The 14,633-nt window shown below is 60.6% G+C and carries 12 protein-coding genes; 4 read left to right on the forward strand and 8 right to left on the reverse strand.

The window, feature by feature from the left end; translation table 11 throughout:
• Positions 1 to 7 precede the first annotated feature (7 nt).
• From lspA to murJ, 4 genes are all read right to left on the reverse strand, one after another.
• Positions 8 to 520 carry a signal peptidase II gene (gene lspA, locus K7431_RS16490; protein ID WP_012722140.1) on the reverse strand — a complete coding sequence of 171 codons (513 nt, stop codon included), beginning with the start codon at positions 518 to 520 and terminating at the stop codon, positions 8 to 10.
• Positions 513 to 3,344 (reverse strand): isoleucine--tRNA ligase, encoded by a 2,832-nt coding sequence (gene ileS / locus K7431_RS16495; protein ID WP_012722139.1) that lies wholly within the window; start codon positions 3,342 to 3,344, stop codon positions 513 to 515. Before ileS ends, lspA begins: the two co-directional genes overlap by 8 nt.
• 14 nt (positions 3,345 to 3,358) lie before the next feature.
• On the reverse strand, positions 3,359 to 4,297 hold the full coding sequence (gene ribF, locus K7431_RS16500) for a bifunctional riboflavin kinase/FAD synthetase (protein WP_010213269.1): 939 nt from the start codon (positions 4,295 to 4,297) through the stop codon (positions 3,359 to 3,361).
• A 119-nt stretch (positions 4,298 to 4,416) separates the two neighbouring features.
• Entirely contained in the window at positions 4,417 to 5,955 is a 1,539-nt protein-coding gene (gene murJ / locus K7431_RS16505) for a murein biosynthesis integral membrane protein MurJ (RefSeq protein ID WP_012722138.1), read from the reverse strand.
• A gap of 253 nt (positions 5,956 to 6,208) precedes the next feature.
• On the opposite strand from murJ, the gene rpsT reads away from it, so the two are divergent.
• Entirely contained in the window at positions 6,209 to 6,487 is a 279-nt protein-coding gene (rpsT, locus tag K7431_RS16510; protein ID WP_003188401.1) for a 30S ribosomal protein S20, read from the forward strand.
• 360 nt (positions 6,488 to 6,847) lie between these two features.
• Here the strand turns inward: rpsT and K7431_RS16515 are convergent, their stop codons facing one another.
• Positions 6,848 to 7,333: an FKBP-type peptidyl-prolyl cis-trans isomerase gene (locus K7431_RS16515; protein WP_012722137.1), complete on the reverse strand. Its 486-nt coding sequence runs from the start codon at positions 7,331 to 7,333 to the stop codon at positions 6,848 to 6,850.
• Here K7431_RS16515 and K7431_RS16520 point away from each other — a divergent pair.
• The 3 genes from K7431_RS16520 to K7431_RS16530 all read left to right on the forward strand — a co-directional run bounded on the left by K7431_RS16520 (position 7,332) and on the right by K7431_RS16530 (position 10,701).
• Positions 7,332 to 7,622: a DUF3565 domain-containing protein gene (locus K7431_RS16520; RefSeq protein WP_012722136.1), complete on the forward strand. Its 291-nt coding sequence runs from the start codon at positions 7,332 to 7,334 to the stop codon at positions 7,620 to 7,622. The two genes, K7431_RS16515 and K7431_RS16520, sit on opposite strands and share 2 nt — an antisense overlap.
• A gap of 79 nt (positions 7,623 to 7,701) precedes the next feature.
• Positions 7,702 to 9,801: a phosphate acetyltransferase gene (gene pta, locus K7431_RS16525; RefSeq protein WP_012722135.1), complete on the forward strand. Its 2,100-nt coding sequence runs from the start codon at positions 7,702 to 7,704 to the stop codon at positions 9,799 to 9,801.
• Positions 9,802 to 10,701 carry an acyltransferase gene (locus K7431_RS16530; RefSeq protein WP_012722134.1) on the forward strand — a complete coding sequence of 300 codons (900 nt, stop codon included), beginning with the start codon at positions 9,802 to 9,804 and terminating at the stop codon, positions 10,699 to 10,701.
• A 174-nt stretch (positions 10,702 to 10,875) separates the two neighbouring features.
• Here the strand turns inward: K7431_RS16530 and cysN are convergent, their stop codons facing one another.
• From cysN to K7431_RS16545, 3 genes are all read right to left on the reverse strand, one after another.
• Positions 10,876 to 12,774 (reverse strand): sulfate adenylyltransferase subunit CysN, encoded by a 1,899-nt coding sequence (gene cysN, locus K7431_RS16535; RefSeq protein ID WP_012722133.1) that lies wholly within the window; start codon positions 12,772 to 12,774, stop codon positions 10,876 to 10,878.
• 9 nt (positions 12,775 to 12,783) lie between these two features.
• Entirely contained in the window at positions 12,784 to 13,701 is a 918-nt protein-coding gene (gene cysD / locus K7431_RS16540; protein ID WP_012722132.1) for a sulfate adenylyltransferase subunit CysD, read from the reverse strand.
• 136 nt (positions 13,702 to 13,837) lie between these two features.
• Positions 13,838 to 14,596 (reverse strand): Nif3-like dinuclear metal center hexameric protein, encoded by a 759-nt coding sequence (locus K7431_RS16545; protein WP_012722131.1) that lies wholly within the window; start codon positions 14,594 to 14,596, stop codon positions 13,838 to 13,840.
• Positions 14,597 to 14,633: the final 37 nt, after the last annotated feature.

The raw sequence follows: 14,633 nt of genomic DNA on the forward strand, positions 1-14,633 counted from the left end.
TACCTGATCAGTCATTGACGGTCTCTCCGGTTTTCTTGCTTTTGAACATATCCAACGCCAGCATGATTGCACCGACGGTGATGGCGCTGTCGGCAAAGTTGAACGCCGGGAAGTAATGGCGGTTCTGCCAATGCACCAGAATGAAGTCGATCACATGGCCCAAGGCAATGCGGTCGTACAGGTTGCCCAGCGCGCCGCCGAGCACCAGTGCCAGGGCAACGGCCAGCCAAGTGTCATCGCGACCAAGGCGCTTGAGCCATACCACCAGCACCGCACTGACCACCAAGGCAATCACAGCGAACAACCAGCGCTGCCAGCCACCGCCGTCAGCCAAAAAGCTGAAAGCGGCGCCGGTGTTGTAGGCCAGGGTCCAGCTGAAGTAATCCGGGATCACCACGATTTGCTGGAACATCTCCAGGGAACCCTCGAAATGAGCCTTGCTGACCTGGTCGATGACCAGGACCAGCACGCTCAGTACGAGCAGGCCCAAACGTCCGAAACGGCTGGAAGCGTTAGGCATAGTGACGAACCTCACCAGCACCCGAGATGTTGTCGACACAACGACCACAGATTTCCGGATGCTCAGGGTTCACGCCGACATCTTCGCGGCAGTGCCAGCAACGGGCGCACTTAGGGAAGGCCGACTTGACCACTTTGAGCTTGAGGCCCGGCACTTCGGTCGCCACCGCATCCGCCGGGGCCTGGGCAAAGGGTGCCAGGCTCGCGGTGGAGGTGATCAGCACGAAGCGCAGCTCGTTGCTCAGCTTGGCCAGGTCGGCGGTCAGGCCTGCCTCGGCGAACAGGGTGACTTCGGCTTGCAGGTTGCCACCGACGGCCTTGGCCGCACGCTGTACTTCCAGCTCCTTGTTCACCGCGACTTTGACAGCCATCACGCCTTCCCAGTACTCGCGGCCCAGCTCGAAGTCGGCCGGCAGTTCGGTCAGGCCTTCGTACCAGGTGTTGAGCATCACCGACTCGTTACGCTCGCCCGGCAGGTATTCCCACAGTTCGTCGGCGGTGAAGGCCAGGATCGGCGCGATCCAGCGCACCAGCGCTTCGGAGATGTGGTACAGCGCGGTCTGCGCCGAACGGCGCGCCTTGCTGTTGGCGCCGGTGGTGTACTGGCGGTCCTTGATGATGTCGAGGTAGAAGCCACCCAGCTCCTGCACGCAGAAGTTGTGGATCTTCGAGTACACGTTCCAGAAACGGTATTCGCCGTAGTTTTCCTGCAACTCACGCTGCAGCAACAGGGTACGGTCCACGGCCCAACGGTCCAGGGCGAGCATGTCCTCGGCCGGCAGGATGTCGGTGGCCGGGTTGAAACCGGTCAGGTTCGACAGCAGGAAGCGTGCGGTATTACGGATACGACGGTAGGCATCGGCGCTACGAGCCAGGATCTGGTCGGACACGGCGATTTCGCCCGAGTAATCGGTCGAGGCGACCCACAGACGCATGATGTCGGCGCCCAGGGTGTCGTTGATCTTTTTCGGCTCGATCACGTTCTTCAGCGACTTGGACATCTTGCGGCCCGTCTCGTCGACGGTGAAGCCGTGGGTCAGCAGTTCGCGGTACGGCGCGTGGTTGTCGATGGCGCAACCGGTCAGCAGCGACGAGTGGAACCAGCCACGGTGTTGGTCGGAGCCTTCCAGGTACAGGTCGGCACGCGGGCCGGTTTCGTGACCCATCGGGTGCGAGCCGCGCAGCACGTGCCAATGAGTGGTACCCGAGTCGAACCATACGTCGAGGGTGTCGCTGATCTTGTCGTACTGCGGCGCTTCATCGCCCAGCAGCTCGGCAGCGTCCATTTTGAACCAGGCTTCGATACCTTCCAGTTCAACGCGCTGGGCCACTTCTTCCATCAGCTCAACGGTACGTGGATGCAACTCGCCGCTTTCCTTGTTCAGGAAGAACGGGATCGGCACGCCCCAGTTACGCTGGCGGGAGATGCACCAGTCCGGACGGTTGGCGATCATCGAGTGCAGGCGCGCCTGGCCCCAGGCCGGGACGAACTGGGTGTCTTCGATGGCCTTGAGCGAGCGTACACGCAGGGTGTCGCCACTGGTCGGTTCTTTGTCCATGCCGATAAACCACTGCGCGGTGGCGCGATAGATCAGCGGGGTCTTGTGACGCCAGCAGTGCATGTAGCTGTGCTTGATGGTTTCGGTGTGCAACAGCGAACCGACTTCCGACAACTTGTCGATGATCGAATCATTGGCCTTGAAGATGAATTGGCCACCGAAGAACTCCAGCGACGGTGCGTACACACCATTGCTCTGCACCGGGTTCAGGATGTCATCGTTGACCATGCCGTAGGCTTTGCAGGTCACGAAGTCGTCCACGCCATAAGCTGGCGCGGAGTGAACGATACCGGTGCCGGCGCCCAGTTCAACGTAGTCCGCCAGGTACACCGGCGACAGACGGTCATAGAACGGGTGACGGAAGTTGATCAGTTCCAGCGCGGAGCCGGTGGTGGTCGCAATCACCGAACCTTGCAATTCATAGCGAGCCAGGCAGGCCTCGACCATTTCCTCGGCCAGCACCAGCAGGCGATCACCGACGTCCACCAGGGCGTAGGTGAATTCCGGGTGCACGTTCAGCGCTTGGTTGGCCGGGATGGTCCACGGGGTGGTGGTCCAGATCACGATGGCCGCCGGCTTGCTCAGGCTTGCCAGGCCAAAGGCCTCGGCCAGCTTGGCGTCGTCGGCAACCGGGAAGGCCACGTCAATGGTCGAGGACTTCTTGTCTTCGTACTCGACTTCCGCTTCGGCCAGGGCCGAACCGCAGTCAAAGCACCAGTTCACGGGCTTTAGGCCCTTGAACACAAAACCGCCTTTGACGATTTCGGCCAAGGCACGGATTTCACCGGCCTCGTTCTTGAAGTTCATGGTCTTGTAGGGGTTATCCCACTCGCCCAGCACGCCGAGGCGGATGAATTCAGACTTCTGCCCTTCGATCTGCTCGGTGGCGTAGGCGCGGCACAGCTCGCGGGTTTTATCCGCGCCCAGGTTCTTGCCGTAGGTCACTTCGACTTTGTGTTCGATCGGCAGGCCGTGGCAGTCCCAACCCGGAACATACGGCGCGTCGAAGCCCGACAGGGTCTTCGAGCGCAGGATCATGTCCTTGAGAATCTTGTTCAGCGCATGACCGATGTGAATCGTGCCGTTGGCATAAGGAGGGCCGTCGTGCAGGACGAATTTCGGACGATCCTTGCCAATCTCGCGCAACTTTCCGTACAGGCCAATACTGTCCCAGCGCTGCAGGATCTGCGGTTCGCGCTGTGGCAGGCCGGCCTTCATTGGGAAGGCGGTGTCCGGAAGGTTTAGCGTGGCTTTATAGTCGGTCATTTAAGGCTCTTCGGTTAGCGATGGGCGCTAGGTGCGGCTAGTGCACGGGCGGCGGCGACATCCGCATTGATCGCCGTTTTCAACGCCTCAAGGGAGGCGAAACGCTGCTCTTCACGCAGCTTCTGGTGGAAAACCACCGTCAAACGCCGGTCATACAGATCACCGGCAAAATCCAACAGATGCACTTCCAGGTGGGCCTTGCCATCACCTGCAACCGTGGGCCTGACGCCTATATTGGCGACTCCCGGCCACGATTGGCCGTCGATGTCGACGCTCACCAGGTAAACCCCGGTCAGCGGCACACGGCGGCGCTTGAGTTGCACGTTGGCGGTTGGCGTGCCCAATTGGCGCGCCAGCTTCTGGCCGTGCAGGACCCGTCCGGCAATGCGGAACGGGCGGCCGAGCAACCGCTCGGCCAAGGCGAAGTCGGCAGCGGCCAGGGCGTTACGCACCTGGGTACTGCTCACGCGCAGGCCGTCCAGTTCGACGGTTTGCGCGGCTTCGACGGTAAACCCCTGGTTGACGCCGGCATGCTGCAGGAAATCGAAATCCCCGACGCGGTCGCAACCAAAGCGGAAGTCGTCACCGACCTCCAAATGCTGTACACCCAGGCCATCGACGAGGATGCGGTCGACGAACTCGGCAGCGCTCAGGCTTTGCAAACGCTGGTTAAAAGCCAGGCAGAGAACGCGGTCTACACCCTCTTCAGCCAGCAGTTGCAGCTTGTCTCTGAGACGTGCGAGCCGGGCCGGCGCTGTCTCGGGCGTGAAGTATTCCCGCGGCTGCGGTTCGAAAATCACCACGCAGCTGGGCACGCCCAACTCGACCGCACGCTCGCGCAGCCTGGCCAGGATAGCCTGGTGGCCACGGTGAACACCGTCAAAGTTGCCAATAGTGGCGACGCAGCCCCGATGCTCGGGGCGCAGGTTGTGGAGACCTCGAACCAGCTGCATAACGCGCTTCTTGCTCATAAAGTGGTCGATTATAACCACACCCGGCCTCGGACGACAGGCAACAGCACAGGCCAAATGGATCGAATCGATAAAACAACGGTTTTATCGCGGCAAACTCTCTAGCTCAGTGACTTGCGATTGAAATCGCGCAGGCGGAAGCCTTGCAGCAGCAACATCCCGAAGTACACCACCACACCGGCGACTACCAGCACGCCAAGGCGCAGGAAGCGCTCCAGCATATGGCCTTCGTCCCAGGCGGGCATGAAATGCATCAGGCCAAGCAACACTGCCGACATCGCGCCCACCGCCACCAACAGCTTGAGGGCGAACATCCCCCAGCCTGGCTGAGGCTGGAACATTTGCTGTTTGCGCAGTTGGTAGAACAACAGCCCGGCGTTGATGCACGCACCGGCACTGATGGCCAGGGCCAGGCCGGCGTGGGCCAAAGGCCCGATAAACACCAAGTTGAGCAGTTGCGTGACGATCAGCGTGAAAATCGCGATTTTGACCGGCGTACGGATGTTTTGCTGGGCATAGAAGCCGGGGGCCAGCACTTTGATCACGATAATGCCGAGCAGACCGACGGAATAAGCGACCAGCGCGTGCTGCGTCATCAAGGCGTCATGGGCATCGAATTGGCCGTATTGGAACAGCGACACGGTCAACGGCTCGGCTAGGATCCCAAGCGCCAGCGCACACGGCAGCACCAGTACAAAACATAGGCGCAGGCCCCAATCGAGGATGCGTGAGTATTCCTGACGGTCTTTGCTGGCATAGGTGCGCGCCAGGGTCGGCAGCAGGATCGTGCCCAGTGCCACGCCAAGCACGCCGGACGGCAACTCCATCAGGCGGTCGGCGTAGTACATCCATGACACCGAGCCTGACACCAGCAGCGAAGCGAACGCCGTGTTAATGATCAGCGAAATCTGGCTGACCGACACGCCGAGGATCGCCGGCAGCATATTGCGCATGACACGCCACACGCCGGTGTCCTTGAGATTCAGGCGCGGCAGTACAAGCATGCCGATCTTTTTTAGATGTGGCAGTTGGTAGAGCAATTGCGCCAGGCCGCCAGCCAGCACGGCCCAGCCCAGCGCCATTACCGGCGGATCGAAATACGGCGTAAGGAACAGCGCGAAGATGATCATGCTGACGTTAAGCAGCGTCGGCACAAACGCCGGCACCGAGAAACGGTTCCAGGTATTGAGGATCGCCCCGGCCAGGGATGACAGGGAGATCAGCAATATATAAGGAAAGGTCACGCGCAACAGATCAGTGGTCAGTGCGAATTTTTCCGGCGTATTGGCAAAACCGGGGGCCGTGGCCCAGATCACCCAGGGCGCGGCGAGCATGCCGAGGACGGTCACCAGCATCAGCACCAGGGTCAGCAGGCCCGAGACGTAGGCAATAAACGTGCGGGTCGCCTCCTCGCCCTGCTGGGTCTTGTATTCGGCCAGGATCGGCACGAATGCCTGGGAAAACGCGCCTTCGGCGAAGATCCGCCGCAGCAGGTTGGGCAATTTAAATGCAATAAAGAAGGCATCCGTGGCCATGCTGGCGCCAAAAATGCGCGCCAGCAGGGTGTCACGCACAAACCCCAAAACCCGGGAGATCATCGTGATAGAGCTGACGGCAGCCAACGATTTGAGCAGATTCATTGAAAGAGTTTGCGCCTATAGATAAAGAGCAGGCGAACTAAGCGCCTACTTATGCGATACTGCGCGCCTGCAACAGCACAGAGCCAAAGCTCGCGAGTTTACAGGTCAAGCGCCGGAAATAAATCACCCGCCTCTTCAGATCGACCACTCAGCAGTTCGCATCAGCCGCTCTTGACAACCCATCAAGTCATCGGCATGATTCGCGGCCTATTTTGTTTGCTATTTCCTAAAAAGTCTTTCGAGGAGCTCGACGGTGGCCAACACACCTTCCGCCAAAAAACGTGCAAAACAGGCTGAGAAGCGTCGCAGCCACAACGCCAGCCTGCGTTCCATGGTTCGTACCTACATCAAGAATGTAGTTAAAGCCATCGACACCAAAGACGCTGAAAAAGCCCAAGCTGCTTACGTTCTGGCAGTGCCGGTTATCGACCGTATGGCCGATAAAGGCATCATCCACAAGAACAAGGCCGCTCGCCATAAGAGCCGCCTGAATGGCCACATCAAGGCTCTGAGCGTTCCTGCTGCAGCCTAAGTGGTAACAACTGCCGCGCAGCCCAGGTTGTGCAACAGTTAAGAAATGCCCCGTACCGAAAGGTCCGGGGCATTTTTGTTTGTGCCTGAAAATACCCCCCTTCCTGGATCGGCGGCTTTTTTGTGGTGAGCGGGCTTGCCCCGCGCTGGGCTGCGCAGCAGTCCCAATACATTCAACGCGTTCCTCCAGACAGAACCCAATCTCAGGTTTTAGGGCCGCTTCGCGCCCCAGCGCGGGGCAAGCCCGCTCACCACAAAAAGCCCGCTCACCACTGGAAACCAGTCAACCAAAAAACACAGGCAAAAAAAAAACGCCCCGAACCAGTCGGGGCGTTTTTGTTACCTATTGATCAAACCGCGATCAATGGTGATGACCGCCTTCGCCGTGCACGTGGCCGTGAGCCACTTCTTCCTGGGAAGCGTCGCGGATGGCAACGATCTTCACTTGGAAGTTCAGGCGCTGGCCAGCCAGCGGGTGGTTGCCGTCAACGGTCACGTCATCGCCGTCCAGGTCGCGGATGGTGACGATCTGCATTTGGCCGTCCGGCGCGGAGGCGTGGAACTGCATGCCGACTTCCAGCTCGTCAACGCCTTCAAACATGCTGCGGCTCAGGGTGCTGACCAGTTCGGCCGAGTACTCGCCATAGGCATCTTCAGGTTCTACGGCCACAGTCAGCTCATCACCCACTTGTTTGCCTTCCAGCGCCTTCTCCAGGCCTGGAATGATGTTACCTGCGCCTTGCAGGTAGACCAGCGGCGCGCCGCCGGCGGAGCTGTCGATGACCTCACCAGCGTCGTTGGTCAGGGTATAGTCGATGGAGACAGCCTTGTTAGCGGCGATCGTCATGGGGCGAGACCTTTTGCATAAGAATGAAGAACGGACAAGTCTAAACAAGGATTTGCCCGAAAGCGAACAGAACCCGGACGGACGGGACAGATCAACGGCCTCCTTCATCCTCGGATTCCGCCAGGACGCCGACCAGCACTGGGTCGCCGAGCTGTCCTGCGGCCACACCCAGCATCTACGCCACCAGCCACCCTGGCAGGCACGCGCCTGGGTGCTCGACCCCGTGCAACGCCTTGAAAAAATAGGCCAGCCCTTTGCCTGCGGCTGGTGTGCGCAAGCGCGCGAATAACGATAACCTTGGCGCCTGATTCCCGGTAGATGTTCAAACATAGAACCTCACCGAAGCCATGCACCTTCAGAGAATTCGCATGCAAACTTTTTTTATCGCGCCCACCGATTTTGGTGTGGGTCTGACCTCCATCAGCCTTGGGCTGGTGCGCACCCTTGAACGGGCCGGGCTGAAAGTCGGTTTCTTCAAGCCGATTGCCCAGCCGCATCCCGGCGATACCGGCCCTGAGCGTTCCACCGAACTGGTGGCGCGCACCCACGGCCTCAAGCCGCCTCAGCCCCTGGGCCTGGCTCACGTAGAGCGCATGCTCGGCGACGGCCAACTCGACGAACTGCTCGAAGAAATCATCACGCTGTACCAGCAAGCCGCGGTGGGCAAGGACGTGCTGATCGTCGAAGGCATGGTGCCCACGCGCAACGCCAGCTATGCGGCGCGGGTCAACCTGCACTTGGCCAAGAGCCTGGATGCGGAAGTGATCCTGGTGTCCGCCCCGGAAAACGAAGTGCTCACCGAACTGTCCGGCCGCGTGGAATTGCAGGCGCAACTGTTCGGCGGCCCAAAGGACCCGAAAGTACTCGGTGTGATTCTTAACAAGGTGCGCACCGAAGAAAGCATGGAAGCCTTCTCGGCACGCCTCAAAGAGCATTCGCCGCTGTTGCGCAGCGGCGACTTCCGCTTGCTCGGCTGCATTCCCTACCAGCCGGAACTCAATGCACCGCGCACCCGCGATGTGGCCGACCTGATGGGCGCCCAGATTCTCAACGCCGGCGACTACGAAACCCGGCGCATGACCAAAATCATCATCTGCGCCCGCACCATGCGCAATACCGTGGAGCTGCTAAAGCCTGGCGTGCTGGTGGTGACGCCCGGCGACCGCGACGACATCATCCTCGCCGTCAGCCTGGCCGCGATCAACGGCGTGCCCCTGGCCGGCTTGCTACTGACCAGCGACACCCTGCCCGACCCGCGCATCATGGACCTGTGCCGCGGCGCGTTCCAGGCCGGGCTGCCGGTGCTGTCGGTGAGCACCGGCTCCTACGACACCGCCAACCAGCTCAACAGCCTCAACAAAGAAATCCCGATTGATGACCGCGAGCGCGCGGAGATCATCACTGACTTCGTCGCCAGCCACCTCGATGCCCGCTGGCTGCACCAACGCTGCGGCACGCCACGGGAAATGCGCCTGTCACCGGCGGTGTTCCGTTACCAGCTGATCCAACGCGCCCAGGCGGCCAACAAGCGCATCGTATTGCCCGAAGGCAGCGAGCCGCTGACCGTGCAAGCCGCCGCCATCTGCCAGGCGCGGGGCATTGCCCGTTGCGTGCTGCTGGCCAAGCCTGCGGACGTGGAAGCGGTCGCCCGCGCCCAGGGTATCGAACTGCCCGAAGGCCTGGAGATCCTCGACCCGGACCTGATTCGCCAGCGTTACGTCGAGCCGATGGTCGCCTTGCGCAAGAGCAAGAGCCTCAACGCGCCGATGGCCGAGCAGCAATTGGAAGACACCGTGGTGATTGCCACCATGATGCTCGCACTGGATGAAGTGGATGGCCTGGTCTCCGGCGTCATTCACTCCACTGCCAACACCATCCGCCCTGCCCTGCAGTTGATCAAGACCGCTCCCGGCTGCACGCTGGTATCGTCGGTGTTCTTCATGCTGTTCCCCGAGCAGGTACTGGTGTACGGCGATTGCGTGATGAACCCACACCCGAGCGCTGCCGAACTGGCGGAAATCGCCCTGCAAAGCGCTGATTCGGCAGCCGCGTTCGGCATCACTCCGCGCGTGGCGATGATCAGCTACTCCAGCGGCGATTCGGCCAGCGGCGAGGAAGTGGAAAAAGTCCGCGAAGCCACCCTGCTCGCCCACGAACAACAAAGCTCGCTGCTGATCGACGGCCCGCTGCAATACGACGCCGCCGCCAACGAGACGGTCGCCCGGCAACTGGCGCCCAACAGCCTGGTGGCGGGCAAGGCCACGGTGTTTGTGTTCCCCGACCTGAACACTGGCAACACCACCCACAAGGCCGTGCAGCGCAGCGCCGATTGCGTGAGCCTGGGGCCAATGCTCCAGGGCCTACGCAAACCGGTCAACGACCTGCCGCGTGGCGCCCAGGTGGATGACATCGTGTACACCATCGCACTGACTGCGATCCAAGCCGCCAACCGACCTATGGATATCTAAATGCTGGATTTTCTACCTGCCGCCGTGCGCGGGGTGATTGCTTCGCTGTTGCTGGCGCTGAATACGATCCTGCTCTGTTCGTTCCTGTTTATCGTGGCGCTGTTCAAGGCGCTGCCGTTCGCCAAGCGCTTCAGCGAATGGCTGATGAACCACACCCATGAGGCGTGGGTGACCAACAACAAGGGCTGGATGAACCTGGTACGCCGCACCCGCTGGCACCTGACCGGGCTTGAAGGACTGGACTATCAGCACTCGTACCTGGTGACCAGCAACCACCAGAGCTGGGTCGACATCATGGTGCTGCAATACGTGCTGAACCGCCGGATTCGCCCGTTGAAGTTTTTCCTCAAGCAGGAGCTGATCTGGGTGCCGGTGATTGGCCTGGCGTGGTGGGCGTTGGGTTTCCCTTTCATGAAGCGCTACACCAAGGCTTACCTGGAAAAGCACCCGGAGAAGAAAGGCAAAGACCTGGAAACTACCCGCAAGACCTGTGCGAAGTTTCGCGACAACCCTGTGGGTATCTTCAACTTTGCTGAAGGCACCCGGTTTACACCGGGCAAACACGCCCAGCAGAGTTCGCCGTTTCGCTACCTGCTCAAGCCTAAGGCTGGCGGTATCGCGTTTGTGCTGGATGCCATGGGTGAGCAATTGAAGTCACTGGTGAACGTGACCATCCACTACCCGGCCGGGCGTCCAGGGTATTGGGATTTGCTGTGTGGCAATGTGAAGGACGTGGTGGTGCAGTTCGAAGAGGTGCAGATTCCGGCCGAGTTTATCGGCAAGAATTATGAGCAGGATGGGGAGTATCGGTTGGCGTTCCAAGGCTGGATCAATCGGTTGTGGGAAGACAAGGATCAGTTGCTGGAGAAACTGCACACAGAATTCCCAGGCAAACGATGATCACCCTGTGGGAGGGGGCTTGCTCCCGATGGCGGCGTGTCAGCCAGTACAGCTGTTACTGATACACCGCTATCGGGAGCAAGCCCCCTCCCACACTTGACCGAGCCCGATCTCCAGCATGTAAAAAGCCCGCCACCGATCACTCGGTGGCGGGCTTTTTTGTGGCCGCGAGGTTTAGATCGCGCCGCGCTGACGCAACAGCTCCAGCACTTGCTTGACACTCTCTTCCAACGACAGGGCCTGGGTGTCGATCACCAGGTCGGCATTCAACGGCACGTCGTACGGGAAGGATTCGCCAGGGATGTTATCCCCACCAGCGGCGTACAAGCCTTGCGGGTCACGCTCGGCGCACACCAGCGGCGATGCTTGCACGTAGACCGTCAGCAGACGGTCGCCGCCGATCAGCGCCTTGGCCTGTTCACGGCCTTCGGCATCCGGTGCCACAAACGCAGCCAGGGTCAGCAGGCCCGCTTCGTTGAACTGACGCGCCACGTGAGCGGCACGACGCCAGTTCTCGGTACGCCCGGCACGGTCCTGCGGCAAGCCCTTGTTCAGGTCATGACGCAGGTTCTGGCCATCCAGCACGAACACCGCGCGGCCCATGTCGAACAGCTTACGCTCGACCGCGTAGGCCAAGGTGCTCTTGCCCGCGCCGGACAGGCCGCTGAACAACACGGTGGCCGGTTGCTGACCGAAGCGCAGGGCGCGCTCTTCGGTGGCCACGTGGGCCAACTTGCCGTGCTGCGCCGAGCTGCCGTGAGTGACCGGCGGCGCGATGATCATGCCCGCAGCCACAGTGCCATTGGTCAGACGGTCGATGACAATGAACGCGCCCGTGGTGCGGTTACTGTCATAACCGTCGAGGGCGATGGCCGCGTCGAGGCTGACCTTGACCCGGCCGATCTCGTTCAACTGCAGCGAACTCGCCGGACCTTCGGCCAGGGTGTTCACATCCACACGGTGCACGATGCTGGTGATGGAACCCGGCACGTAGCTGGTGGCGCGTTTGATGTCGTATTTCTTGCCCGGCAGCATCGGTTCTTCGGCCATCCACACCAGCATGGCGTCGAAGGCGTCGGTCACTTGCGGCACATTGTCGGCATGCACCAGCAGGTCGCCACGGGAGATGTCGATCTCGTCTTCCATGGTCAGGGTCACGGCCTGGCCTGGGCCTGCGTGCTCCAACTCACCTTCAAAGGTGACGATGGATTTGACGCGGCTGCTCTTGCCCGACGGCAGCACCACGACTTCGTCGCCCTTGTGCACGATGCCGCTGGCCAGGGTGCCGGCAAAACCACGGAAGTTCAGGTTCGGACGGTTGACGTACTGCACCGGGAAACGCAGGTCGGTGTAATTGCGGTCGTTGGCGATCTCGACGGTTTCAAGAATTTCCATCAGCGACTGCCCGGTGTACCAAGGCGAACGCTCGCTCTTGTTCACCACGTTGTCGCCCTTGAGCGCCGACATCGGCACGAACGCCAGGGTGCTCGGCTTGAAGGCGATGCCGTCGGCGAACTTCAGGTAATCGGCCTTGATCTGCTCGAATACGCTTTGGTCGAAGCCATTGATGTCCATCTTGTTGACGGCCACCACGATGTGTTTGATGCCCAGCAACGAGGCGATAAAGCTGTGGCGACGGGTCTGGGTCTGCACGCCGTAGCGCGCGTCGATCAGGATGATCGCCAGGTCACAGGTGGACGCACCGGTGGCCATGTTGCGGGTGTACTGCTCATGGCCGGGGGTGTCGGCGATGATGAATTTGCGCTTGGCGGTGGAGAAGTAGCGGTAGGCGACATCGATGGTGATGCCTTGCTCACGCTCGGCCTGAAGCCCGTCGACCAGCAAGGCCAGGTCGATATCGTCACCGGTGGTACCGGATTTTTTCGAATCGCGGGTGATGGCTTCCAGGTGATCTTCGTAGATCATCTTGGAGTCGTGCAGCAGGCGCCCGATCAGGGTGCTCTTGCCGTCGTCGACGTTGCCGCAGGTCAGGAAGCGCAACATTTCCTTGCGCTCGTGCTGGCCCAGGTAGGCGAGGATGTCCTCGCTGATCAAATCAGATTGATGCGACATGACAGCCCCTTAGAAATAGCCTTGACGTTTTTTATCTTCCATTGAGCCGGCGCCATCGTGGTCGATGACACGGCCCTGGCGCTCGGAAGTTCGCGTCAGGAGCATTTCCTGAATGATGTCCGTCAGCGTCTCCGCTTCGGACTCCACCGCGCCCGTCAACGGGTAGCAGCCAAGGGTACGGAAACGGACTTTCTTTTTGACGATACGGGCTTTGTCTTCGTCGGACAGGTGCTCGAGGATGCGGTCATCGTCGATCATGATCAACGTGCCGTTCTTCTCGATCACGTCGCGTTCGGCGGCGAAGTACAGCGGTACGATCGGGATGCCTTCCAGGTAGATGTACTGCCAGATGTCCAGCTCGGTCCAGTTGGACAGCGGGAACACGCGGATGGACTCACCCTTGTTGACGTTGCCGTTGTAGACGTTCCACAGCTCGGGGCGCTGGTTTTTCGGGTCCCAGCGGTGCTTGCTGTCGCGGAACGAGTACACGCGCTCTTTGGCGCGGGATTTCTCTTCATCGCGACGGGCACCGCCAAAGGCTGCGTCGAAACCATGTTTGTCCAGGGCCTGCTTAAGGCCTTCGGTCTTCATGATATCGGTGTGCTTGGCGCTGCCGTGGGTGAACGGGTTAATGCCCTGTGCCACGCCGTCCGGGTTGACGTGGGTAATCAGGTCCAGGCCCAGCTCTTCGACCATTTTGTCGCGGAACGTGTACATCTCCTGGAATTTCCAGCGGGTGTCGACGTGCATCACTGGGAACGGCAATTTGCCCGGGAAAAAGGCCTTGCGCGCCAGGTGCAGCATCACGGCGGAGTCTTTACCGATCGAGTAGAGCATCACCGGGTTATCGAACTCGGCGGCGACCTCGCGGATGATGTGGATGCTTTCCGCCTCCAGCTGTTTCAGATGCGTCAGTTTGTCGACCATGGTTACTCACGGAAAAACGATCTTATGGACGGCCAGCGGGCCGTGTTCGAGCGGGGCATGCTAGCACAGCACCTGCTTCTATTCAGGGCGCCAGCTAGATCGAAACGGTATATGAATATGCCCCCAGGTTTGGCCCTCAAATCGGGTTGGGGCAATCGATGAACAGGTGCTCAAGGGCAAAGCGCCGTGCCAGGTAATCGCCCAGCGCCTGCACGCCGTAACGCTCGGTGGCGTGGTGGCCGGCGGCGATGAAGCTGATGTCGTTTTCGCGGGCGCTGTGGAAGGTTTGCTCGGAGGCCTCGCCGCTCAGAAACAAGTCGACGCCGGCGGCAATCGCATCATCGATGTAGCCCTGGCCACCGCCGGTGCACCAACCGACGCGACGAATCATCTCGCTGCCTTCGATCAGCAGCGGCTCGCGTCCCATGACGTCCTGCACGCGGCGGGCGAAGTCGCGGGGCGACAGGGGCTCGGCAAGGGAGCCGACCAGGCCGACGATTTTAGGGTTGCTCGGGTCCAACGGGCCTTCGACGGTGATGTCCAGCTGGCGAGCGAGTTGCACGTTGTTGCCGACGTCGGGGTGCAGGTCCAGCGGCAGGTGGTAGGCCAACAGACTGATGTCGTGCTTGAGCAGCGTCTTCAGGCGGCGCTGCTTCATGCCGGTAATGCAGGGGTTTTCGCCCTTCCAGAAATAACCGTGGTGCACCAGGATCAGGTCGGCCTGGGCCTCGACGGCCGCGTCCAGCAGGGCTTGGCTGGCGGTCACGCCGCTGACGATGCGCATCACTTGCGGGCGCCCTTCGACTTGCAAGCCATTGGGGCAATAATCGGCAATTTTTGCACTGCCGAGGTAGCGGTCTGCTTCCTCGACGAGGGTGGTAAGGGGGACGGCCATAAAAGACTCCTAAATATCCCGTTCGCAGGCGTCACAG

The organism is Pseudomonas fluorescens group sp., from assembly GCF_020093335.1.
Taxonomy (GTDB): Bacteria; Pseudomonadota; Gammaproteobacteria; order Pseudomonadales; family Pseudomonadaceae; genus Aquipseudomonas; species Aquipseudomonas petroselini.

What these genes read in the sequence shown, in the direction of transcription:
- K7431_RS16515 (WP_012722137.1), bottom strand. Translation starts at nt 7,333, where the DNA reads ATGACGATCGCCGCTAACAAGGCTGTCTCCATCGACTATACCCTGACC.
- cysN (WP_012722133.1), bottom strand. Translation starts at nt 12,774, where the DNA reads ATGTCGCATCAATCTGATTTGATCAGCGAGGACATCCTCGCCTACCTG.
- ileS (WP_012722139.1), bottom strand. Translation starts at nt 3,344, where the DNA reads ATGACCGACTATAAAGCCACGCTAAACCTTCCGGACACCGCCTTCCCA.
- lspA (WP_012722140.1), bottom strand. Translation starts at nt 520, where the DNA reads ATGCCTAACGCTTCCAGCCGTTTCGGACGTTTGGGCCTGCTCGTACTG.
- cysD (WP_012722132.1), bottom strand. Translation starts at nt 13,701, where the DNA reads ATGGTCGACAAACTGACGCATCTGAAACAGCTGGAGGCGGAAAGCATC.
- K7431_RS16520 (WP_012722136.1), top strand. Translation starts at nt 7,332, where the DNA reads ATGGGGCGAGACCTTTTGCATAAGAATGAAGAACGGACAAGTCTAAAC.
- murJ (WP_012722138.1), bottom strand. Translation starts at nt 5,955, where the DNA reads ATGAATCTGCTCAAATCGTTGGCTGCCGTCAGCTCTATCACGATGATC.
- pta (WP_012722135.1), top strand. Translation starts at nt 7,702, where the DNA reads ATGCAAACTTTTTTTATCGCGCCCACCGATTTTGGTGTGGGTCTGACC.
- ribF (WP_010213269.1), bottom strand. Translation starts at nt 4,297, where the DNA reads ATGCAGCTGGTTCGAGGTCTCCACAACCTGCGCCCCGAGCATCGGGGC.
- K7431_RS16530 (WP_012722134.1), top strand. Translation starts at nt 9,802, where the DNA reads ATGCTGGATTTTCTACCTGCCGCCGTGCGCGGGGTGATTGCTTCGCTG.
- K7431_RS16545 (WP_012722131.1), bottom strand. Translation starts at nt 14,596, where the DNA reads ATGGCCGTCCCCCTTACCACCCTCGTCGAGGAAGCAGACCGCTACCTC.